Origin of the sequence: Nocardia sp. NBC_00416 (assembly GCF_036032445.1) — a bacterium.
In the GTDB taxonomy this organism is placed as follows: domain Bacteria; phylum Actinomycetota; class Actinomycetes; order Mycobacteriales; family Mycobacteriaceae; genus Nocardia.
On sequence record NZ_CP107932.1, the window covers coordinates 3,835,585 to 3,856,141 of the forward strand.

Annotated in this window: 21 protein-coding genes; 12 read left to right on the forward strand and 9 right to left on the reverse strand. The window is 67.5% G+C overall.

Annotated elements, in window-relative coordinates; translation table 11 throughout:
* Positions 1 to 19: 19 nt before the first annotated feature.
* A complete protein-coding gene (locus OG804_RS16295; RefSeq protein WP_328387447.1) occupies positions 20 to 1,003 on the reverse strand; it encodes a zinc-dependent alcohol dehydrogenase family protein in 984 nt (327 codons plus the stop codon).
* Between the two features lie 85 nt (positions 1,004 to 1,088).
* Here OG804_RS16295 and OG804_RS16300 point away from each other — a divergent pair, with 85 nt between their 5' ends.
* The 3 genes from OG804_RS16300 to OG804_RS16310 all read left to right on the forward strand — a co-directional run bounded on the left by OG804_RS16300 (position 1,089) and on the right by OG804_RS16310 (position 3,934).
* Positions 1,089 to 1,469, forward strand: coding sequence for a winged helix-turn-helix transcriptional regulator (locus OG804_RS16300; protein ID WP_328387449.1), 381 nt, complete (start codon positions 1,089 to 1,091; stop codon positions 1,467 to 1,469).
* A gap of 456 nt (positions 1,470 to 1,925) precedes the next feature.
* Positions 1,926 to 2,915 (forward strand): aKG-HExxH-type peptide beta-hydroxylase, encoded by a 990-nt coding sequence (locus OG804_RS16305; protein ID WP_328387451.1) that lies wholly within the window; start codon positions 1,926 to 1,928, stop codon positions 2,913 to 2,915.
* Positions 2,916 to 2,980: 65 nt separating this feature from the next.
* Complete coding sequence (locus OG804_RS16310; RefSeq protein ID WP_328387453.1) at positions 2,981 to 3,934, forward strand: hypothetical protein; 954 nt, start codon at positions 2,981 to 2,983, stop codon at positions 3,932 to 3,934.
* A 125-nt stretch (positions 3,935 to 4,059) separates the two neighbouring features.
* On the opposite strand, the gene OG804_RS16315 is transcribed toward OG804_RS16310, so the two are convergent.
* Positions 4,060 to 4,797: an alpha/beta hydrolase gene (locus OG804_RS16315; RefSeq protein WP_328387454.1), complete on the reverse strand. Its 738-nt coding sequence runs from the start codon at positions 4,795 to 4,797 to the stop codon at positions 4,060 to 4,062.
* On the opposite strand from OG804_RS16315, the gene OG804_RS16320 reads away from it, so the two are divergent.
* Entirely contained in the window at positions 4,796 to 5,110 is a 315-nt protein-coding gene (locus tag OG804_RS16320) for a hypothetical protein (RefSeq protein WP_328387455.1), read from the forward strand. The two genes, OG804_RS16315 and OG804_RS16320, sit on opposite strands and share 2 nt — an antisense overlap.
* Here the strand turns inward: OG804_RS16320 and OG804_RS16325 are convergent.
* Entirely contained in the window at positions 5,082 to 7,094 is a 2,013-nt protein-coding gene (locus tag OG804_RS16325) for a S9 family peptidase (RefSeq protein ID WP_328387456.1), read from the reverse strand. The two genes, OG804_RS16320 and OG804_RS16325, sit on opposite strands and share 29 nt — an antisense overlap.
* A gap of 215 nt (positions 7,095 to 7,309) precedes the next feature.
* On the opposite strand from OG804_RS16325, the gene OG804_RS16330 reads away from it, so the two are divergent.
* Positions 7,310 to 7,930 carry an antibiotic biosynthesis monooxygenase gene (locus OG804_RS16330; RefSeq protein WP_328387458.1) on the forward strand — a complete coding sequence of 207 codons (621 nt, stop codon included), beginning with the start codon at positions 7,310 to 7,312 and terminating at the stop codon, positions 7,928 to 7,930.
* Between the two features lie 65 nt (positions 7,931 to 7,995).
* Here the strand turns inward: OG804_RS16330 and OG804_RS16335 are convergent, their stop codons facing one another.
* Positions 7,996 to 8,829, reverse strand: coding sequence for a helix-turn-helix transcriptional regulator (locus OG804_RS16335; RefSeq protein WP_328387460.1), 834 nt, complete (start codon positions 8,827 to 8,829; stop codon positions 7,996 to 7,998).
* Between the two features lie 117 nt (positions 8,830 to 8,946).
* Between OG804_RS16335 and OG804_RS16340 the strand changes: the two genes are divergently transcribed.
* The gene (locus OG804_RS16340; RefSeq protein WP_328398441.1) at positions 8,947 to 10,011 is read left to right on the forward strand and encodes an aldo/keto reductase; all 1,065 of its coding nucleotides are present in this window, start codon (positions 8,947 to 8,949) and stop codon (positions 10,009 to 10,011) included.
* A gap of 109 nt (positions 10,012 to 10,120) precedes the next feature.
* Here OG804_RS16340 and OG804_RS16345 read toward each other — a convergent pair whose 3' ends face one another.
* The gene (locus tag OG804_RS16345) at positions 10,121 to 10,963 is read right to left on the reverse strand and encodes a helix-turn-helix transcriptional regulator (protein WP_328387462.1); all 843 of its coding nucleotides are present in this window, start codon (positions 10,961 to 10,963) and stop codon (positions 10,121 to 10,123) included.
* 101 nt (positions 10,964 to 11,064) lie between these two features.
* Between OG804_RS16345 and OG804_RS16350 the strand changes: the two genes are divergently transcribed.
* From OG804_RS16350 to OG804_RS16360, 3 genes are all read left to right on the forward strand, one after another.
* The gene (locus tag OG804_RS16350) at positions 11,065 to 11,793 is read left to right on the forward strand and encodes an SDR family NAD(P)-dependent oxidoreductase (RefSeq protein ID WP_328387464.1); all 729 of its coding nucleotides are present in this window, start codon (positions 11,065 to 11,067) and stop codon (positions 11,791 to 11,793) included.
* Between the two features lie 47 nt (positions 11,794 to 11,840).
* Positions 11,841 to 12,320: a hypothetical protein gene (locus tag OG804_RS16355; protein WP_328387466.1), complete on the forward strand. Its 480-nt coding sequence runs from the start codon at positions 11,841 to 11,843 to the stop codon at positions 12,318 to 12,320.
* Positions 12,321 to 12,452: 132 nt separating this feature from the next.
* Positions 12,453 to 13,349: a hypothetical protein gene (locus tag OG804_RS16360; protein WP_328387468.1), complete on the forward strand. Its 897-nt coding sequence runs from the start codon at positions 12,453 to 12,455 to the stop codon at positions 13,347 to 13,349.
* A gap of 42 nt (positions 13,350 to 13,391) precedes the next feature.
* On the opposite strand, the gene OG804_RS16365 is transcribed toward OG804_RS16360, so the two are convergent.
* On the reverse strand, positions 13,392 to 13,619 hold the full coding sequence (locus tag OG804_RS16365; protein ID WP_328387470.1) for a hypothetical protein: 228 nt from the start codon (positions 13,617 to 13,619) through the stop codon (positions 13,392 to 13,394).
* A 367-nt stretch (positions 13,620 to 13,986) separates the two neighbouring features.
* Between OG804_RS16365 and OG804_RS16370 the strand changes: the two genes are divergently transcribed.
* On the forward strand, positions 13,987 to 14,370 hold the full coding sequence (locus OG804_RS16370) for a hypothetical protein (RefSeq protein WP_328387472.1): 384 nt from the start codon (positions 13,987 to 13,989) through the stop codon (positions 14,368 to 14,370).
* Positions 14,371 to 14,434: 64 nt separating this feature from the next.
* On the opposite strand, the gene OG804_RS16375 is transcribed toward OG804_RS16370, so the two are convergent.
* Positions 14,435 to 15,034: a dihydrofolate reductase family protein gene (locus OG804_RS16375; protein WP_328387474.1), complete on the reverse strand. Its 600-nt coding sequence runs from the start codon at positions 15,032 to 15,034 to the stop codon at positions 14,435 to 14,437.
* On the opposite strand from OG804_RS16375, the gene OG804_RS16380 reads away from it, so the two are divergent.
* Positions 15,018 to 15,584, forward strand: coding sequence for a DUF6630 family protein (locus OG804_RS16380; RefSeq protein WP_328387475.1), 567 nt, complete (start codon positions 15,018 to 15,020; stop codon positions 15,582 to 15,584). The two genes, OG804_RS16375 and OG804_RS16380, sit on opposite strands and share 17 nt — an antisense overlap.
* Positions 15,585 to 15,678: 94 nt before the next feature.
* Here the strand turns inward: OG804_RS16380 and OG804_RS16385 are convergent, their stop codons facing one another.
* Together OG804_RS16385 and OG804_RS16390 are read right to left on the reverse strand one after the other, a co-directional pair.
* Entirely contained in the window at positions 15,679 to 17,469 is a 1,791-nt protein-coding gene (locus tag OG804_RS16385) for an ABC transporter ATP-binding protein (protein WP_328387477.1), read from the reverse strand.
* A 250-nt stretch (positions 17,470 to 17,719) separates the two neighbouring features.
* Positions 17,720 to 18,508 (reverse strand): oxidoreductase, encoded by a 789-nt coding sequence (locus OG804_RS16390; protein ID WP_328387479.1) that lies wholly within the window; start codon positions 18,506 to 18,508, stop codon positions 17,720 to 17,722.
* 623 nt (positions 18,509 to 19,131) lie between these two features.
* Here OG804_RS16390 and OG804_RS16395 point away from each other — a divergent pair.
* Positions 19,132 to 20,508, forward strand: a complete 1,377-nt coding sequence (locus tag OG804_RS16395) for an MFS transporter (RefSeq protein WP_328387481.1) — start codon at positions 19,132 to 19,134, stop codon at positions 20,506 to 20,508.
* Positions 20,509 to 20,557 lie beyond the last annotated feature (49 nt).

Below are 20,557 nucleotides of genomic sequence, written 5' to 3' on the forward strand. Positions count from 1 at the left end.
AGCCGAAGGACTCGACCGGCTAGACCGTGACGACGATCTTCTTCCCGGCGTGGAGCCCCTTCTCCAGATGGCGGTGCGCCTCGACGACGTCGTCGAGGGTGAACACCGTGTCGACGGCGGGCGACAGTGCGCCGAGGCGGACACCGGCGTTCAAGAAAGCCGCCATGCGCTTCACCACCACGGGGTCGAGGGTGTGCTCGAAACTCCGGTAGCTGTAGATCGCGAGCGCCGCGCCCCCCGGGAAGGGTGTGGGCCGAGGATCCAGGAAGCCCGCGGCGACCAGCGTCCCACCGGGGCGGGCCGCCGCCAGGAGATCCTGCTGGCCGGGACCCATGACCAGGTCGAGGACGATATCGGCGCCGGCGCCCCCGGTGTGGTGGCGGACGGCTTCGGCGATATCCACCTGGTCGGTCGCGATGACCGCGGCGGCGCCGGCGGCGATCAAGTCGTCCCGCTTCGCGGCGTGCCGAGTGACGGCGATGGGCACGGCGCCGATCTGGTTGGCGATCTGCGTGGCCGCCCGACCCACACCGCCGGACGCGGCAGTGATGAGGACATAGTCGCCAGGACGCATCCTCGCCTTCTCGACGAGCGCGCCGTAGGCCGTGGAGTACGCGACCCAGATCGCCGCCGCAGCAGCGACTCCGAGCCCGGCCGGCCGGGCGAGGACCCGGCTCGCCGGGACCGTGGTGTATTCGGCGTAGCTACCCCGGACACTCGCGTCGGGTACGGCCGTGAGAACGACCGGATCGCCGGCCTCCAGCCCGGTGACCTCAGGGCCCACCGCGTCGATGATGCCGGTTCCTTCGACGCCGAGGCGTGCCCGCGGCAGGGTGATGGGCGCGGGCGAGGCGCCGGAACGCATCATCAGGTCGAGCGGGTTGACGGCGAACGCTTCGATCCTGACCCGTACTTCGCCGGCCGCGGGCTCGACGACCGGCTCGTCGACGATGTGCATGACATCCGGCCCGCCGAACCGGTCGAATACGACGACTCGTGGCATGGTGATTCCTCCGCATCTGGCACTGAACTCGTTACTCCGGAAACGCTACGGAGCCGTGGGTTACCTCCTGGTACCTTTGACTTCCATGCAGAACGCCGCCGGAACGGCCTTCCTCGCCGACTGCCCCACTCGACTGGCGGTCGAGATCCTGTCCGACAAATGGACCGTGCTCGTGCTCTTCGGCCTCAGCCATCAGCCGCGCCGGCACGGGGAACTCGTCGACCTCATCGGCGGTATTTCGCGCAAGGTCCTCACCCAGACGCTGCGCCGACTCCAGCAGTACGGACTGGTCGAACGCCGTGCCGAAGCGCCACGGCGGGTCGTGTACAGCCTCACCGACCTCGGCGCGACCCTCGTCGAGCCCATCGATGTCCTGACGAACTGGGCGAGGGACCATGGCGGGGCCATCGTCGACTTCCAGGAGGCAGCCGGTACCGGGTCCGCGGCTCGGCGAACAGCCGGCTGATCGCCATGGAATTCGACAGTTTCGCGATACGGGCAATTCGATAGGTATATCAACGGCCGAAATATCGATCACGGACGCCGTTTTCCATGGCGCGAATCCGGAAATGATCAATTCAATTCCACGCCCTGCCCATTACGATTCTAACCAGCAGTTCAGGATCGGGCAATATGCCGAGAGGACACAATAAAAGGACAGGTTTGTGCATACTGCACAAACCGCTGATATTTCCTCCATAAATTGTTATTCGGACACCCCGTAAGCAGCTCGGGCACTGTAGGCTGACGACGTCCTTCTCACCATATTTCTGGAGTGATCTCATGTTCGATAAGTCAGTGAATGTCGACCTGTCCCTCGACGATATCGACGGATTCAGCAATATCTACGGCGGCGTCGTCGACGAAGACAGCGCCAACTAAGCCGGCGGCGGGTAGAACGAAGACCTGATCGGAATTCGATATGACACTCCGTCCGGCGGCAACTCCACTCGACGGCGATCTCGGTCGCTGGCTCCCGTCGCCGGACGGAGGGCGGGTCCTCCGGCGCCTCTACAGCACGGCATTGAACCAACAGGTCGCCCGCGCCTGCGCCGCCCTCGTCCACTCGGTGGACCGACGACAGGCCACCCGGATCGAAGCTCTCCTACCTGCTCTGGCCGACTCCGACTGGACCACACCGGAACTCGCTCATGCCCACTTCGTGGGCTCGGCCGACGAGCGGCGCGCGCTCACCACGGCCCGGCGGGCGGTGGCGCAGCTCGAGCAGATCGCGGCCGGTCCACCACCCCCGCTCCAGCTGACGACCACCGGCCACAACCCGCCTCCGTGGGTGGAATACGCGCTGGACAGATTCGTCGACGATCAGCGACGCAACGACAGTCTCTCGGTCGAGCTGGAATCCGTGACACCCGAGCCGGCGACTCTCGACGGAGCACGGAACGCGCTCACCCGCCTGGCCGACAGCTGGCCGGAGATGAGTCGTATCACCGAAACTCTGGTGCGGGAAGTCCGTTGGACGAAGGGCTCCGCGCGAGCTTCCTCGTCGGCCACCCTGACCCAGACATACGGGGCCGTGTTCCTACGGGCCGACCTCACCCGGCCCGTCGTGCTCTACGAACTCCTCGTCCACGAAGCCACCCACCTGGAGCTGATAGCCCGGATGGCGGTGGACAAGCTGCTCACCAACGGATCCGTCCGCGCCCCTTCGCCGTTCCGGCCGGTTGCTCGCCCACTCACCCGGGTGCTGCACGCGACACTCGTCGCCGCTCGCCTCGCGGAGGCGATGCGGCGCTACCGCCCGGAGACCGCTCGGGAACGAGATCTCCTGCGTCAGCGAACGAAACAGTTCACTGACGATCTCGCCATCGGGCTGGCGACCCTCACCGAGCACGGGCGCTGGACCACTATCGGCAACGAATTCTTCGTCGACCTACAACGCGCCGCGCGATAAGTCTCGCGACCCGGCCATGCATGAACACGCCGGCCGCACGCAGTGGCCGCAGACCCTATAAGGCGGTGCCGCACACAGTGTTCGGCCCTTCGAAACTCACCCGAACATGTCAGGTCCTGCCGGACACGCTGACGTTGCACCTCGGCAGGGCGGCCTCGGCACTGGCGAGCGATACGCGTTCCAGTGCCCGGATCCTGCACGGCATGGACGAGGTGGTCGATGATATGAGCACCAAGGGGACACAGATGATATCCGGCCGGACGAGCGGCATCGCGGTTCGAGAAAAGCCCCCGACCGCGCCGGCATTCGACCCCGCCCGGCCGGTCGGTATCCACAATCTGCCCACGCTCGAGCAACTGAGATTCACCGAGCTGCGCCATAATGCTTTTCTCGTCGCATACGACAGTGCTCCGGTCGGAATCTACAAATGGCGTGCAAACGAGAAGTACACCGAGAACGAAGCGCATGCCTACGAGGCGAGCCTCTTATTGGGGTTGAGCGTTGTCCCACCCACCAGGACCTTTGTCGGGCATCGGGGGAAGGGCTCCTTCCAGGAATACGTCCTGAATCGAGGCGGGTCCCATGACACCAGGAGTCCGGCCGGGCAGGAGATCGGCGCTTTCGACTACATCATGGCCCACGGCGATCGAATGCCGGACAACGCGTTGGCACGGGTACACCCGCCGGGGAAGATAGCCGCGACCGATAACGAACTCATCATGCAGGAACGGGTGCCGGGCGAGAACGGGAACATCATCGTCTCGGGATTCGCCGCGGACAATGTGAATCAACCGCTCGACGCCGCACTGCTCCGCACGCTGGACAAGGTGGACGCGGGAGATTTCAGTAGAGGCCTGCAGACCATGGGATATTCACGGGACGGCGCCGACTGGTCCGCGGAGCGACTCATCGAGATACAGCGCGAAAAAATGATCACCGGCGCGGCCTGGGGCGGCCCGATCATCCGCCCTGGTGAGCGGCCCATCTACTTACCGGTGCAGGGCGAGTTCTACGACTAGCTGTAGAGGCGGCAGTGACGAGGACGCAGGCGTCTCGTCACTGCCGACTACTCCACCTGCATCGGGGAGTTCTCGATCAGCGACATCCCGGCCGACAGCGCCTACCGTCCGCTGCCGGCCGGGCCTCACTTCAGGTGCCGGGCGAAGAACCGGTTCCCGGCGTCCCCCTCGAACTGCGGAACGCCGGTATGCCCGCCCATATTGGCGTGCAGCGTCTTCTCCGCGGAGCCGAATGCGTCGAACAGGTCCAGGGCCAGTTGCCGGTCGTTGCCTTCGTCGTCCCACTGCAACAGGACCTGCAGCGGAATGGTGACCTGCCGGGCCTCGTCGAACATGACGCGGGGCACGAAACTCCCGGCGAACAGCAGGGCGGCCGCGATGCGCGGCTCGACCACCGCCAGCCGGACGCCGATGGCGATCACCCCTCCCGAGTACCCGACCGGGCCGCTGATCTCCGGCAACGCAAGGAGCGCGTCCAGGACCGCCCGCCACTCCGGAACCGCCTGCTCGACCAGCGGGAGGACGAGCCGGGCGACGATCTCGTCGCCGACCGGCGCGCCGGCCCCGATCGCCCGGCGCAGGTCGGCGCGGGCCTGCTCGGCGGCGGTCGAACGGGGCCGGTCACCGCTCCCGGGGAGCTCGAGGGTGGCCGCGGCGAAGCCCGCCGCCGCGGCGGATCTGGCCCGCGCCGCCAAGCGGGGGTACATCATGGGCAGTCCGCCGGGGTGGCCGCACAGGATCAGCGGCGCCGGTGCGGAGGCAGAGGCGGACCGGGGCGTCCACAGGAAGCCGGGGATCTCGCCGAGGGTGAATTCGCGTTCGAGGACGCCGTCGTCGAGGCGCTTTTCAGAGTTGAATTGCATGGTCTTGCCTTTCGGGAGTGCTCTCGAGCGGCGCTCCCGGACGACCTATCGCCCGACCGTGGCCCCGGAGGGGAGCACCCATGTCGATACTGCGTTCACGGGTACCACCTCCTCGTTCTCTCGCACGGTCCCCGGAAAAGTAGCAGTGGTCGCCGGGGTCCGCCAACAGGTTTTCGAGGTGGCCGCCGACCGTCCCCCGCACCTGCGGCGGATCATCGCCGACATCGCCGCCGGGGCCGCCGACGCGATATCGGAGGGGTGGACCCGATATCCGATCAAGCGTTCTACCCCGGTCGATAGTCGTATCCGGTGAAGGGATCGAGTATCTGTCTGCGCCACAGGCTGTTCCGCTGTGCCGGCGCCGAGTCCACCGCCCGGGTCGGGCCGACGCTGCGGCCGCCGAGGTGCCGGGCGAAATGCCGCTCGATCGCGCGATACAGCATGATCCGGTTCTCCGTGTTCTCGAAACCGTGGCCCTCGTCCGCGGCGACCAGGTACTCGACCGGGACCCCGCGCTCGCGCAACCGGGCGACGATGTTGTCCGACTCGGCCTGGACGACGCGGACGTCGTTGGCGCCCTGCGCGACGAGCAGCGGAGTGGTGATCCGGTCGACCATGGTGATCGGGGAACGGGCCAGCATATCGGCCTCCTGTTCGGGGATCTCGGGATCGCCGACGTAGCGATACCAGCTGTTGACATTGAAGGCCCGGGTGAACGGCGGCAGGGTGCGCAGGAAGTTGGCGAGGTCGGAGATGCCGACGTAGTCGACGGCGGCGGCGAAACGGTCCGGGGTGACGGTGACGCCGACGAGCGCCGCGTAACCGCCGTAGGACCCGCCGTAGATGCCGACGCGGCCGGGATCGGCGTAGCCGCGGGCGACGGCCCAATCGACGGCGTCGATCAGGTCGTCGTGCATCGCGCGGGCGAACTCGCCGATCGCGGCGGTGACGTGACGCCTTCCATAGCCCAGTGAGCCGCGGAAGTTGACCTGCAGCACCGCGTAGCCGCGGTTGGCGAGGAACTGCGCGTCGCTGCTGTACCCCCACGAGTCGTAATACCAGGGCCCGCCGTGCACCACCAGCACCAAGGGGAGGTTCCGCGGTTCGACGCCGACCGGCAGGGTGAGGAACCCGTGCAGGGGCAGCCCGTCGCGCGCGGGGAAACCGACGGGTTCCATGGGCGCCATGGTGTCCGGGTCCCGGTCCGGGTAGGAGCGGAACAGCAGCCGGGCCTCGCCGGTGGCGTGGTCGTAGAGCCAGGTGACGCCGGGGTCGCGGTCATGGGCGAAAGTGGCGACCCAGCGTCGACCGGAGTCGTCGCAGGACAGGGTGCCGAGCACGCCGTCGGAAAGTTTCCGCAGCTGGGCGTGGATTTCGGCGAAGTGCGGGTCCAGGACCTCGATATGCGGGCGGTCGGCGACGAAGCGGGCGGCGAGGATCTCGCCGGTACGCCGGTGGGTGTAGACGGCGGGCGGGAGCACGCCGGGCAGCATCATGCCGCTGATGTCGAGGTCGTGACCGTCGACGGCGGCGACGACGGTCTCCGCGCCGGTCGCATGGTCGATGCGGACCAGTCGCAGCTCGTCGCCGTCCTGGAAAGACCCGACGAGCAGGCCCTTCCCGTCGGCGGTGACCTCCTGGGGCTGGACGCTCATCGGATGCTCGGCTCCCCCGAGCCGGCGCAGCAGCCGCGGCCGCCCGGAGCCGGGGTCGATCGCGGAGATCTCGACGGTGCCGTCCGCCGCGAGCGCGGTCCGGAAGGCGGGCTCGCCACGGCGGTCGAGCAGGACGGCAGCCGTCGGATCGTCCTGCTCGCGGTGCAGGGTCGTCGCGCCGGTGGCGACGTCGATCCGGAACGTGTCGAAGAACATCGGGCGCCGGTTCATCGTGACCAGCACGCTGCCGGGCACCGACAGCAGCGGCTCCGCGCCCACCACGCGCGACCCCGGGTCCATCGGGGTGAGGTCGACGGCGGGTGCGCCGGGGTCGTCGAGGTCGACGCGGTGCAGATGCCAGTCCTCGTTGCCGTCGGTGTCCTGGAGGTAGAGCAGCCAGCGAGGGTCGTCGGTCCAGTAGTAGGTCGTGATTCCGCGGCGGGTGTCGTGGGTGACGGGGACGGCGTGGTCCTGGGGCATGTCGACGCCGCGGACCCAGACGTTGCGTCGCCCACGGTGGGGGGCGAGGTAGGCGATACGGGTTCCGTCCGGGGAGATCGACGGGTTCGCGAACAGCGGGTCGGCGAAGAACGCCTCGATATCGATCAGGGCCGGTCGCTGGTCGGTCGATCGTCCGGTCATGGTCACTCTCCACTCGCTCGGCTCCTGGGCACGTTTACGCCCTCGATCGAACACCGTGCCGTAGCGGCACAGGCAAGGCGTCGCGGATATTCGCCCCGTGACGTCGGGACCGGACGAGGCGATCGGGCCTCTTGCCACCGCGACAACCGGGGAGCAGGGTGAAGGGCACCGGTGGCGCCACCGGGGTGCCGCCTCGAGCGGAGAGGAGGTGGATCGTGTTCGCGCGATCTACCACTATTCAGGCGCAACCCTCAGCTATCGATGCCGGGATCGCGCATATGCGAGATGTCGTCCTGCCCGCGTTACAGGAGATCCCCGGGTGTATCGGGCTGTCGCTGCTGGTCGACCGGGCCACCGGGCACTGTATCGCCACGACTGCCTGGGGATCCGAGGACGCGATGAACGACAGCCGGGAACGGGTCGGCCCGCTGCGCGACCGCGCCCTCACGACGTTCGGCGCCAGCGCACAGATCGAGGAATGGGAGATCGCGGGGCTGCATCGTGCTCAGCACGCGAATGAGGGCGCATGCGTGCGCGCGACCTGGGTCAAGACCGATCCCAGTCGGCTCGAATCGGCCGTCGAGATCTACAAGGCCGCCACCTTGCCCGCAATGGAAGACCTGGAGGGGTTCTGCAGCGCGAGCCTGATGATCAACCGAAAGTCCGGACGCGCCGTATCGTGCACCAGCTACGCGAGCGCCGAGGCGATGCGCGCCGGCCGTGAGCAGTCGGCTTCGCTGCGGGTCGACGCCGCCCGGCGAACCGGCGTCGAAGCTCTCGATGTGCGGGAGTTCGAACTGGCGCTCGCCCATCTGCGGGTTCCGGAGATGGCCTGATCCGAATCGTTCGGATCGCCCGGAAAGACCGGAGAGCGCTGGGCCGGCCGTCGACGGCGCGGACCTCACCGCGTGGACAACCGGTCCAACGCCGCCTGGCTCGCATCGTCCGCGGCGCGGCAGATCATCAACCGTTGGTCGGTATCTTGCAGCGGCATGAGTACTTCGTAATCCACTGCGATGGCACCGACGGCTGGATGACGCATCGCCTTGCTTCCGCGACCGTTGCCCAAGACGTCCTGCCTGTCCCATAGTCGTGCGAAGTGCTCATCATGAGCGGTGAGTTCGGCGATGAGGTCGGCCAATCGCCGATCCTCGGGATGCACGGCCCACGCGGCGCGCAGATGGGCGATGGCGTCCCGCACGACGCGTTCGCGGTCGACATAGGACTCGCGTATCCGCGGATGCATCAGGCACAGCCACATCGAGTTGCGCTGCGCCGGCGGCAGGGTGTCGAAATCCACCAGCAGCTTCGCCATTTCGCCGTTCCAGGCCAGGATGTCGTAGCGGTGGTCCATCAGCATGGCCGGCAGTGGCAACAGGTCGGCGACCAGCCGGGCCAGCGGCGGCGCGGCGGTGGTGGCGGGGCCGTCCACAGTGCGGGCGCGATGCCGGGTCAGGTCGAAGAGGTAGGCGCGTTCGGCGGGGGCCAGGCGCAGGGCCCGGGCCAGCGCTTCCACCACGTCCGCTGAGGGTCGGAGTCCGCGGGCCTGTTCCAGCCGCACGATGTAGTCGATGCTGACCCCGGCCAGTTCGGCGACCTCTTCGCGGCGCAGTCCGGGGGTCCGCCGCGCCTGCCGCCGCGCCGGTAGTCCGAAATCGCGCGGGTCCAGGCGTTCGCGTCGAGTTCGCAGGAACGCGGCCAGCTCCTGTGTCGCGTCCACGGTGGGGGTCGTCATGCCCGGTCCAACAGCCGGGGTAGGAGTGGTGTTCCCAGGCACTTCTTTCCCTTACCCCCTGCTCGCGGCGGTCGCAGGCTTGTTCTCGACGACAGATCACGAGCACAGGAGGACATGATGGCGCTCACCCTCGACACCTACCGGCTGCTGGGCCGCTCCGGGTTGCGGGTCTCACCGCTGGCGCTGGGAGCGGCGACCTTCGGCACCGAGTGGGGCTGGGGCGCCGAGCGAGACGAGGCGCGCAAGCTGTTCGACCACTACGTGGAGCGCGGCGGCAATTTCATCGACACCGCCACCACCTATACGAACGGCAGCTCCGAGCGTCTGCTCGGCGAATTCACGCGCGACAGCCGCGACAGCTTGGTTCTGGCCACGAAATACACGACGCTGCGCAGGCCGGGTGACCCGAATTCCGGCGGTGCGCACCGCAAGAGCCTGGTCGGGTCGGTGGAAGCCAGTCTGCGACAGCTGAATACCGACTACATCGATCTGCTCTACCTGCACGTGTGGGATTTCACGACGCCGGTCGAGGAGATCCTGCGCGGTATGGACGATCTCGTCCGGCAGGGCAAGATCTTGTACGTGGCGATCTCCAACGCCCCGGCCTGGCAGGTGTCACGTATGCAGACGATCGCCGACCTGCGGGGCTGGTCGCCACTGGTCGCGCTGGAGATCGAATACAACCTGATCGAGCGCACCGGGGAACGTGACCTGATCCCCATGGCACGTGAGATGGGGTTGGGTGTGATCCCCTATTCACCGCTGGCCGGCGGGGTGCTCACCGGCAAGTACAGCCGCGCCGACCTGACCGCCTCGGGCGTCGCATCCGACGACGGCACCCGCAAGAGGTTCAACGTCGCGCTGGGCACGGTCACCGAACGCAACCTTGCCATCGCCGAGGTCGTGCGGGAGGTCGCCATGGAGTTGGGCCGCACCCCCGCCCAGGTCGGACTGGCCTGGACCCTGCAGAACCCGGACGTGACGGCGCCGATCATCGGTGCTCGCACCCCCGCCCAACTGGAGGACGATCTGGGTGCCCTGGAGGTCGACTTCACGGCCGCCCAGCTGGCCCGCCTCGACGAGTCCAGCGCGATAGAGCTCGGCTTCCCGCACCACATGCTCGCCAGTGATCACATCCGGAATGTGACCGCGGGCGACCTGAAGCTCGAGACCCGCCGCTGATATGGCCCCGAGGGCGGCACAACCACCGCCCTCGGGGCGATCGCGGCAGAGCCGGGGCCGCCCCACCCGGCCCCGATCGGACTCGACCGATCACGAACACACAGTGCGCTCAGTAGGTGAATCGTTCGATCCCGGTGATACGCATGAGGTCCAGCGCGGTGGCTTCGGGTGTATCCGGCGGGGCCGAGTAGATGACGAACGTCTGATCGGTGTCCGGTACCAGCAGGGTGTCGCAGTCGAGGGTGAGCAGGCCGAACTCGGGGTGGTCGATCGTCGCGGTCGTGGCGCGGATCGAACCGGACCGCCCGGCGCGCCACAGATCATCGAAACGTTCGCTGCCGGTGCGCAACTCGGTGATCAGACGCACGAGTGCCGGGTCTGCGGGGTAGCGGGCCTGCGCCGTCCGGAGGCAGCCCACACAGTGCGCGGCCGAATCCGCCTCCTCCTCCGCCGCTCGGACGACCCGGTCGAGGCCGTCGCCGAGGAATCGCTGCCAGAGGAAGTTCCGGCGGGCCGGCGGCCATTCGGAGAAGTCGCCGAGCAGCGCGGCCGCGAGTGAATTCCACACCAGCACATCCGATTTGGCCGACAGCACCACCACCGGACGGTCGGAGATCCGGTCCATCGCCCGGAGCGCGCTGGAGTTCACCAGCATGGGGACGTGTCCCTCGTGCGGCGGTTCGCAGCCGCTGAGCCGGAACACCAGGTCACGGTCGTCATCGTTGAATCGCAGGGCGCGGGTCAGCGCGCCGAGTACCTGCGCGGAGGGTTTGGGCCCCCGTCCCTGCTCGAGCCGGACGATGTAGTCGACACTGAGCCCCGCCAGCTGGGCGACCTCTTCGCGCCGGAGTCCGGGAACCTGCCGCCGCTGTCCCGACGGCAGTCCGACATCCCCGGGTTCGATCCGGGAACGCGCGGTACGCAGCACGGACGCGAGTTCGGCTCTGTTCATTCCTCCATCCTGCCCCGGACAGCCGATCGCGGGGATGGTACTGCCGGTCCCATGGGTCAGGGGTCCTGGCGACCCGGTTCGAAGATCGCGATGCTGCGAATATGACAACTACAGCGGCCGCGACGACCGTTCTGGTGACCGGTGCGAACAAAGGACTGGGACGCGAAGCCGTGCGGCGATTCGCGACCATGGGCTGGCGGGTGTTCCTGGCCGCGCGAGACGTCGACCGCGGCACCACGGCAGTACGCGAGTTGGCCGCAGCCGGGCTGCACGCGGAATTCGTACCGATGGACATCACCAGCGACGAATCGGTGCGCGAGGCCCTCGATCTCGTGAGTGCTCGCACCCGGCATCTGGACGTCCTCGTCAACAACGCCGGCATCGGTGCGCCGGCGACCCCGCCGGCCGAGACGCCGGCCGCCGACCTCGGGGTAGTGTTCGACACCAACGTCCTGGGCGCGATCCGGGTGACGAACGCGTTTCTCCCGCTGCTGCAAGCCGGCGAGAATCCCCGGATCGTCATGGTGTCCAGCGGAATGGGATCCATTGCGACCATCACCGACCCCGCCGCGGCCGACCTCGCCCAGCCCACACTCGGTTACCCGGCATCGAAAGCCGCACTGAACATGATCACCAGCCAGTATGCTCGCGCGCTCCCCGGCATCCGGATCAACGCCGTCGACCCCGGTTACACGGCTACCGACCTCAACGACCACACCGGTTTCCAGACAGTCACCGAGGGCACCGACGCCATTGTCGATCTGGCCGATATCGAGTCCACCGGTCCCACCGGTGGTTTCTTCGACCGCAACGGCCGCACACCGTGGTGACCGGCCGTCCCCCCGGCAGGCGACCGGGTCCGCGAGCCGGGTTGATCGTGACGGCCGTCGCGCTGCCGATCCTCGCGGTCCTCGCCGGATACCTCTGGATTTCGACACAGGAGGCCGCAGAAACGATGAACCCGACCAGCGCGACGACGACCGTATTGTCGATCGGGTTGCACCCCAGCGCACTCGACTACAGCCGGATTCCCGGGCTCGACGAGGAGACGCTCACCGCCAGGATCGCCGCCGGCGATCGCGCGTTGCACGACGCGGGATTCGATGTGGTGTCGTGTCTGCTGCCGGCCGATCCCGACGCGGCGGAAACCGCGCTGCGCGGGTGCGCCGCCGATACGCCCTTCGCGGTCGTGATGATCGGCGCCGGGATACGGGCGAGCCTCGAGCACACGCTGCTGTTCGAGCGCGTCGTCAATGTGGTCAACGCACTCTCTCCCGGGGTGAAGTACTGCTTCAACACCTCACCCGAAGCGACCATCGACGCGATAAGCAGATGGGTGCGACCGGGGGCCCGGTGATCGGATACCGGCCGGCCCGGCGTCTCGCGTCCGCGACCTCGACCCGCGGGCCTTGACACAGTGCGGGCCACGGCTTTGACTGACCCGGAAGCTGGTGTTACCTCATCCGACAATGCTCTGAGAGGTCGACATATGCACAGCACACGGTCAGCGCGGGGGCCGCGGCCCGGATCGTCCACCCGCCGCGGAACCCGCTCGGTACTGGCACTGATCGGCGCGTGCCTGCTCTCCTCGACGGTCACCGGAACCGCTGTCGGCGAACCGTCGGCGGACACCGGGTTCGCGATCCCCTTCGCCGGGGCGCCCGCCTACGAGCACGTGGCGCCGACCCAGATGACGGGTCCGGAGCAGCTCAACCAGCCGCTCGGCCGGGCCCGGGCCGACGAGATCGCCGGTCAGGTGGGTCTCAGCAGCGCCGACGCGCTGACCGACCAGCAGTACCGCGACCTCAGCACCGGCGGCGGGGTCGGCGGCAACCCCGAGGCGGCCGAGGTGATCGACGCCTGCGTCCGGATCCTCACCAACACGGTCGGCCGCCCCCTCTATTCCCAGGTGAACGGGCAGCGCACACCGTCGGTGCTGGCCGGCTACGGGCTCTATGTGAACCCGAGCGGACTGCTGGAGAGCCCGGCCAACACCGACGCGCCGACCAGGCAGGTGAACACCCTGATCGCGCCCGGCGGTTATATCGGCACCTGGTTGCGGAACAACGACGCGGTGCGAACCCTGACAGCGCTCTACCGCTCGGCCTACCCGGTGCAAGCTGTCTACGGGTTCGCGGCACAGCAGATTTCGGGCGCGGCGCAACTGGTGACCAACACCAAGGACGGTGGGCGCGCCGAGGTCGGCATGTCCATGGCTCCGCCGTTGTGGATCGTGAACTTCGCCCTGATCTACGTATTGAACCCGTCCCTGGCGGCTCAGATGCCCGCCTACTGGACTCCCATACCCGCGCAGGTCGCCGACGCCATCACAGCGAGCCCCAGCGGCCAGGTTCCTTTCGGCGACTACGCGTCCTACTTCCGGTAGCGGGCAGTAGTGATCACCGCTCTGCCAACGCAGATCCCGGCACTATGCCGTGCCGCCGGTCGCCGCCGCGAGCGCAGCCCGCACGGCCGCATCCGGCAGCGATGGATTGGCCGCCGCTGCCTCGACCACCTGCCGGTCGTCGTCATGGAGTAGTTCGGTGAGGGCCGAGGGCGGCAGGGCGGGATGGCGCGCCGCCCACGGCCTGGCCTGGTGATCGGTCAGGCATGCGAGCAACCGTGGCTGTCGCGTGGCGATGCCGGGCGATCTCACGAAACGCCTTCTGCACCGGCGGCCGGAGCTCGGTCAATGCTGCACAGGAAGATTCTGCCCGAGCGGGCCCGTCGCGGCCTTGCGCCGACCGTCCGTCGGACCGAGCCCACTACCGATCCACAATCTGGACGTCACGTCTGGGCTGTGGCGCCGCGGGGAGCACACGCACGCACGGGTGCTTCCACGAGCTCGTGCTCGTCGACCGCACTCGGAGTTATCGCCGGCCCACGGGACAGCGTCCTCGGTAGGGTGACCGGGTATGGGTGGACGGCGGATTCTGCGAGGTGGTGGCAGCGGACGGCGGCGAACCCTGCCGGGCGTTGCGACACCGGACCCGCGGACTGTCATCGCCGGGGCTGATGTGGTTGTGGCAGGACTGTTCTCGGCCCAGCGCACGGATCATCCGGTGGTGATGGCCGAGGTCGCGGCCGAGGTCACCCGGCTCGGCGGCAGGGTCGTCGAGAGTTTCGTGCAGCGCCGCGGAGTCTCGGGCGGCAAGAAGGGCAAGAACACTCCGGGCGGCGCGGTCACCATGTCGGAACCGTATTCGTCCAGGACGTTGATGAGTATGGGCAAGGTGCGCGAGATCGCGGAGGCGTGTCACCGGGCGAATGCGGGGGCTGTGGTATTCGCCAACGAATTGACCGGCCGGCAGCGGGCCGCGCTGGCGACGATCTGCGGTTGTCCGGTGTTCGGACACGACGACCTGGTGTCGCCGATCCGCTCGGCCCATGACGACAGTCCGCCGTGACGTGATCCGTCAGCGCCTGGGACCCTCCGCTGCTGACCGCGGTTTCGACGAGCAGCTGACTCGGTCAGCGGCGTACGCGATACCTCAGGTGCAGCACCCGCTCGCCCTGGATGACGACATCGGGATCCTCGAGCAGGTGCTGGGCGTCCACCGAGCCGAAATACCTTTTTCCCGAACCGAATACGACCGGCACCACATCCATCGCGACCTCGTCGACCAGGCCGAGCGCGAGCGCCTGCCCGCCCACCGCACCGGCGCAGACCGCCACCACACGATCACCGGCCCGCCGTTTCGCCTCGGCGACGGCCGCGGCGACGTCGTCGAAGAACGGGACATCCGCCTCTGGATGCCAGCTGTCGGGCTTGGGCCGGTGCGAGACGACGAGCAGGTGCTCGCCCGCGGGCGGCTTCGCCTCCCAGCCGTTGGTGAGGTCGAACAGGTGCCGTCCCTGGATCGTGGCGCCGATGCTGTTCCAGAACGGGCCGGTGTACTCGTAGGAGCGGCGGCCGAGCCGGAACGGGGCGTGGTTCCGCTCTTGCGCTTCGTCCTCGACGAGCGGCACCTCACCGTTGAAGTACCAGTCGAAGAGCGGCCCGACCTCGTCGTTGCGGTCGGCGATGAAACCGTCCACCGACACCACCGCGTGCATGATCACTGTCGCCATGCTCTTTACGACTCCGGCCGCCGGCCGAACTCATCGGTGCCGCCGGTGGTATCCCGGGCCGGCGCTTCGTACTGCGCTGATCGAGATCGTCGATCTCCTGTCAGCGGGTTCCGACCTGGCGCAGCGCAAATTGGCGCACGCGCTCGGTGACCCCCACGCTGGTTCCGCTCCCGAGCGCGCGCTCGAGCATGCCCTCGCACTCGGTTGGGAAGACGACGATGCCTGCCCCATTCTGGAGCACTTCGACTGGAAGGCCCAACCCCCGGAGATCCGGGAGGCCCTGAGCACCCTACCCACATTTCCGCCGGGAATGAGCTGGGACTGGCACGACCGGGACCCGCTGGACGAGGACCACGACCAGCGGGATCCTCACGAAGAACTCAACGACTTCCTGAATTCGGTGAACCTGCACAGCTCCGAAGTCGGCTTCGAGTTGATCGGCTTCTGGGCCGACGATTCGTTCACTCTCGGGTTCGTCCGCGAGGAAGAACTCGAGCGACTCGAGGATCTGGGGAGACAAGCCGGCACCGTCATGGTTCCCTACTATTAGATGCCGTGATCGCCGATGCCGCCGACCGGCGGGCCGGACCTGGAGTGGTCCACGCGGTGACCGCGCTGCCAACGCCCGTTTTCGGCCGGCCGGGTCACCCCTTCGCGCCGATGAGCTGCTGGTAGTCCCCGTTCCGGGACAGCAACTCCTCGTGCGGACCACTGTCGACTATCCGCCCGTCTTCGAGGAACACGACCGTATCGGCTTCGCGAATGGTGGACAGGCGATGGGCGATGACCAGCAGTGCGCATTCGTTCCGCACTCCCCGGATGGTCACGTGCAAAGCCTGTTCGGTCTCCGCGTCGAGCATCGCTGTGGGCTCATCGAGCATCATCAACACCGGGCGTCGTATCAGTGCCCGTGCCAACGCCACCCGTTGTCGTTCACCACCCGAGAGCAGCGCGCCGTGTTCGCCCACCTCGGTGTCGAGGCCACGAGGCAGGCGGGCGACGAGATCCGCCAGACCCGCGAGCCCCACCGCTCGCCGCACGTCGTCCTCGGCGAGGCCGGGATCCCGGTAGGTCAGATTGTCCCGAAGACTGCCGAACAACAGCGGCGCGTTCTGTTCCAGCAGGCTGATATCCGAGCGCCATGCCCGCCGCGGGCGATCGGTGTAGGACCGCCCGCCCAGCAGAATGTCACCGTTGTCCGGGTTGTAGAACCTGCTCGCCAACGAGAACACAGTGGACTTTCCGGCACCGGACTGCCCGACCAGTGCCACATGCCCACAGGACGGAACCGAGAACGTCACGCCGCGCAGAATCGCCCGCTGGTCGTAGGAGAAACGCACATTTCTGAACTCGAGCGCGAAATCGTCGGCGCCCGCGAATTCTCCGGTCGCCGCGCTCGTCGATCGACTGTCCGGTCCGGGACCGCCCTGCTCGACATCGTCGACGTCCTCGCACGGTAATTCGAGTGTCGACCTTATCCGGCTCAGCGCGCCCAGGGCCTGCTGGAGCCCGACGGAGCCGTTGAAGAGATCGCCGACCGGCATCAACAAGTTCATCGCGAGCAGCATCATCGAGACAAGGCTGCTCAACTCCATCTGATGGTTCGCCACCCGGACACCACCGACCAGCAGAGAAACCACGAAAGAACCGGTCACCGCCAGGTGCATCGCCGGGGTTCCCAGCGCCCGCAACCCGGCGACCCGGACCCCGGCGGAAAACGCCTCGCCGGCCGACTCGGTCAAGCGCTCGCGCTCGCGGTCTTCGGCATTGTTCACCTTGACCGTACGTACTCCGGTGAGCGCCCGTTCGATATCGGCGGAGAGCGCGCCGACACTCTCCTGCAACTGCGTCGAGGCTCTCTCGATTCTGGTCATGACCAGCAACATCGCACTCGCGGCGACGCCGACGGTGACGAAAACGATCGAGAACAACAGCCGATCGAGATAGATCATCACCGCGACGGTCCCGATGAGTGTCACTGTCCCGGTGAATATTTGGACCAGGGTGCTTCCGACAACGTTCCGAATAACCGTCGGATCCATGGTCACACGCGAGATCAGGTCACCGACCCGGAGCGAGTCGAGCGTCGGGACACTCACCCTCAGCAGATGCCCCGACAATCGAGTGCGCAGCGCCAGGAGCACCGACTCACCGGAGCGCTCCAGGACGTAGAGTCCGCAGGTATCGGTGACAGCGTGCAGGAGGTAGGCCCCGACCAGCGCCGCGAGCGACCATGCGATCGCGTCACCCGAACTCGCGTCCCGAATGACCCGGCCCGCCAGCAGCGGTTGCACCAGCGAGAATCCGGTACCCACGAGAAGTAGCGCCGTCGCTCCCAGCAGGGCTTTACGGTGTGGTGCGATCAGCCCGAGCAGAGCCCCGACTCTGCGCAGCCACGAATCGCCCTGCCGAGAGCCGGCGTCGGTTGCTGACATCTCCCCCACCTCCACATGCCGCCGACCACCAGCTAACTCCCGCCACCGGCAAGCTTGCCTCACCACACCCGAGAAGTCCGGATAACCGCCGGGCGACTCACCGGATCGCGGCCGTGCCGAGACCGCACCGGTCCAGAGCCCCGAACTCGGCTCGTCCCCAGAGGAACTCGCTGATCGGGGCTTGGCTCACCAGCAGGGCCCACCAGACCCGGCCGGTGAGCTGACACCGCCTCGGCGGCGCGCCCGGATGTCAGACGGTCTTGATGGTGCCGCCGTCGATGACGAGATCCGCCCCCACGATATTGGCCGACCTATCGGAGACCAGGAAGGTGATCAGTGCCGCGACCTCTTCCGGCTCGGAGATCCGGCCGGAGGCGACATTGAAGATATCGCCGAGGTTCGCCAGCAGTTCGTCGTGGGACAGACCCTGGGCGGCGGCGACATTGGTACCGAAACTCTCCGGACCGCGCCACAGCGGGCTGCCCACCACGCCCGGCGATACGGTGTTGACGCGCACTCCGCGCGGACCGAACTCGTCGCTGAGTCGTTTGCCGAGCGCCGACAGCGCGGCCTTGGCCTCGCTGTAGCCGATCGGGCCGGGGGTGGGGGTCCGGGCGAAGATCGAGGAGATGTTCACGATCGATCCACGCCGTTCCAGCAGGCTCGGCAGCGCGGCCCGGGTAGCCCATACGGCACTGAACAAGTTGAGGTCGAACAGGTTTCGCCACTGATCGTCGGTGACGTCGAGGAAGCCGCCCAGCCCGAGCAGGTCCGCGTCACCCCCACCCACATTGTTGACCAGGATGTCGATGCCGCCGAGTTCGGCGAGCGCGCCGTCGATCAGCCGCGCCACCCCCTCCGGGGTGCCGAGATCGGCCGACACCGCGGCGATGCTGGCTTTTTCGAGTTCGGGTGTGATGGTCCGGGCGCCGCCGACGACCTGCACCCCCTCGGCGGTCAATGCCTCGGCGATGGCCAATCCGATACCACGACTGGCTCCGGTGACGACTGCCTTCTTGCCGGTCAATTCGAGATCCATGACAATTTTCCTTACTGAACCGCCCGGTCGAAGGCGCCGGTGCCGGATGGCCCACACCGCCGCTTCGAGGTAGTCCCGCGTAGGCCGATCGATATGCGGGGATGGTATCCGAATCCCTCGATCGACGACGGTCGATTCGAGCGAGATATCTTGGGAGCAGCAGCAATTCGGACCTTCGCACAGTTCCGGGCGACTCAGACGGTGGGTGTGCGCACGGTTCGGCCGGAGCCGGCGGCGCTGGTTCGCAGGCCACTGGATCGACGGCCGGGATCAGTCGGACCACGAGGATCGGCGACCCCGCCGGGACGGCTGCCGCCGGCGGGTCGCGTGACAGCAGCGCCGCCGGGACCCCGGTACAGCGCCTCGAACAGGCCGCCGTAGGTGGGCATGACCGGCCGGGTGGGCCGCGACCGTGAGCGAGTCCCACCGCGCACCCGCCAGCCGGACCTCACGGGTTGGCCGGTCGGGCGGAGCAGACGCGGAACCGCTGGTGATCACTTCCGCCCGTCCCGATATTTACGACCCCGCCTCCGCGAGGTCGTTCCGCCCTGCACACTGAGTGGCGAGCGGCGCGTGACTTCGGTCACCGCGCACTCTGCACGGGTGAACGAGAGGGATCACGAATGTCAGAGACCACCACCCCGGACCCGGACGTGTCCACCGGGCGGGCATCGAGCGCCGGGTCGGCGTCGTCACGGGCGGCGACTCGTCGCGCTGTCTGGAATACGCTGCGCGGATCTTCGGGCAATCTCGTCGAGTGGTACGACGTCTACGTCTACACGGTGTTCGCTTCGTACTTCGAAGGCCATTTCTTCGACTCGGCGGACAAGAACTCCACCGTCTACGTGTACGCGATCTTCGCCGTCACATTTCTGATGCGCCCGGTCGGCTCGTGGTTCTTCGGCCGCTACGCCGACCGCCGTGGCCGGCGCGCGGCCCTGACCTTCAGTGTTTCGCTCATGGCGGCGTGTTCGCTGGTGATCGCGATCGTGCCGGGACGCGAGACGATCGGGGTGGGCGCGGCCGTGATCCTGATCCTGTGCAGGCTGGTGCAGGGATTCGCGACCGGCGGTGAGTACGGCGCGTCGGCGACCTACATGTCCGAGGCCGCCACCCGGGAACGCCGCGGGTTCTTCTCGTCGTTCCAATACGTGACCCTGGTCGGTGGTCATGTGCTGGCCCAACTCACCCTGTTGGTGCTGCAGACGTTCCTGGACAAGCAGGAGATCTCCGACTTCGGCTGGCGGATAGCCTTCTTCATCGGCGGTGTGGCCGCGGTAGTCGTGTTCTGGCTGCGCCGCAGTATGGACGAATCGCTCACCGAGGCGCAGCTCGACGCCGTCCGGCGGGGCGAGGACACCGAGTCGGGGTCGCTGCGTGAACTGCTGCGCAACCACTGGCGCCCGCTGCTGCTGTGCTTCCTGCTCACCATGGGCGGCACCCTCGCCTTCTACACCTACAGCGTGAACGCGCCGTCCATGGTGAAGACCGCGTTCGAGGGCCGGGGCATGACGGCGACCTGGATCAACCTCGCCGGATTGATCTTCCTCATGCTGTTGCAGCCGGTCGGTGGGTTGATCAGCGACAAAGTGGGCCGCAAACCCCTGCTGGTGTTCTTCGGGATCGGCGGCGTCGCTTACACCTGGTTCCTCATCACCTTCCTCCAGGACGCGACATCGGTGGCGGCGACCCTGCTGGTGACCTGCCTCGGCTACGTCGTGATCACCGGCTACACGTCCATCAACGCCATCGTCAAGGCCGAACTCTTCCCCTCCCATATCCGAGCCCTGGGTGTCGGGGTCGGATACGCTTTGGCCAATTCGGTGTTCGGCGGTACCGCGCCGATGATCTACCAGGCCGCGAAGAACGGCGGGCACGTGACATGGTTCATCGTGTACGTGACCGTCGTCATCTTCGTCTCGCTGCTGGTGTACGTGTTCATGCTGAAGAACAAGAGCGAGACGGCACTGGATCGCGAACAGGGGCGCGCGTTCCGATAGCGTCTGCCGACCGGCCCGCGTAGGTGCGCCGCGAGGCCGCGGCCCACTG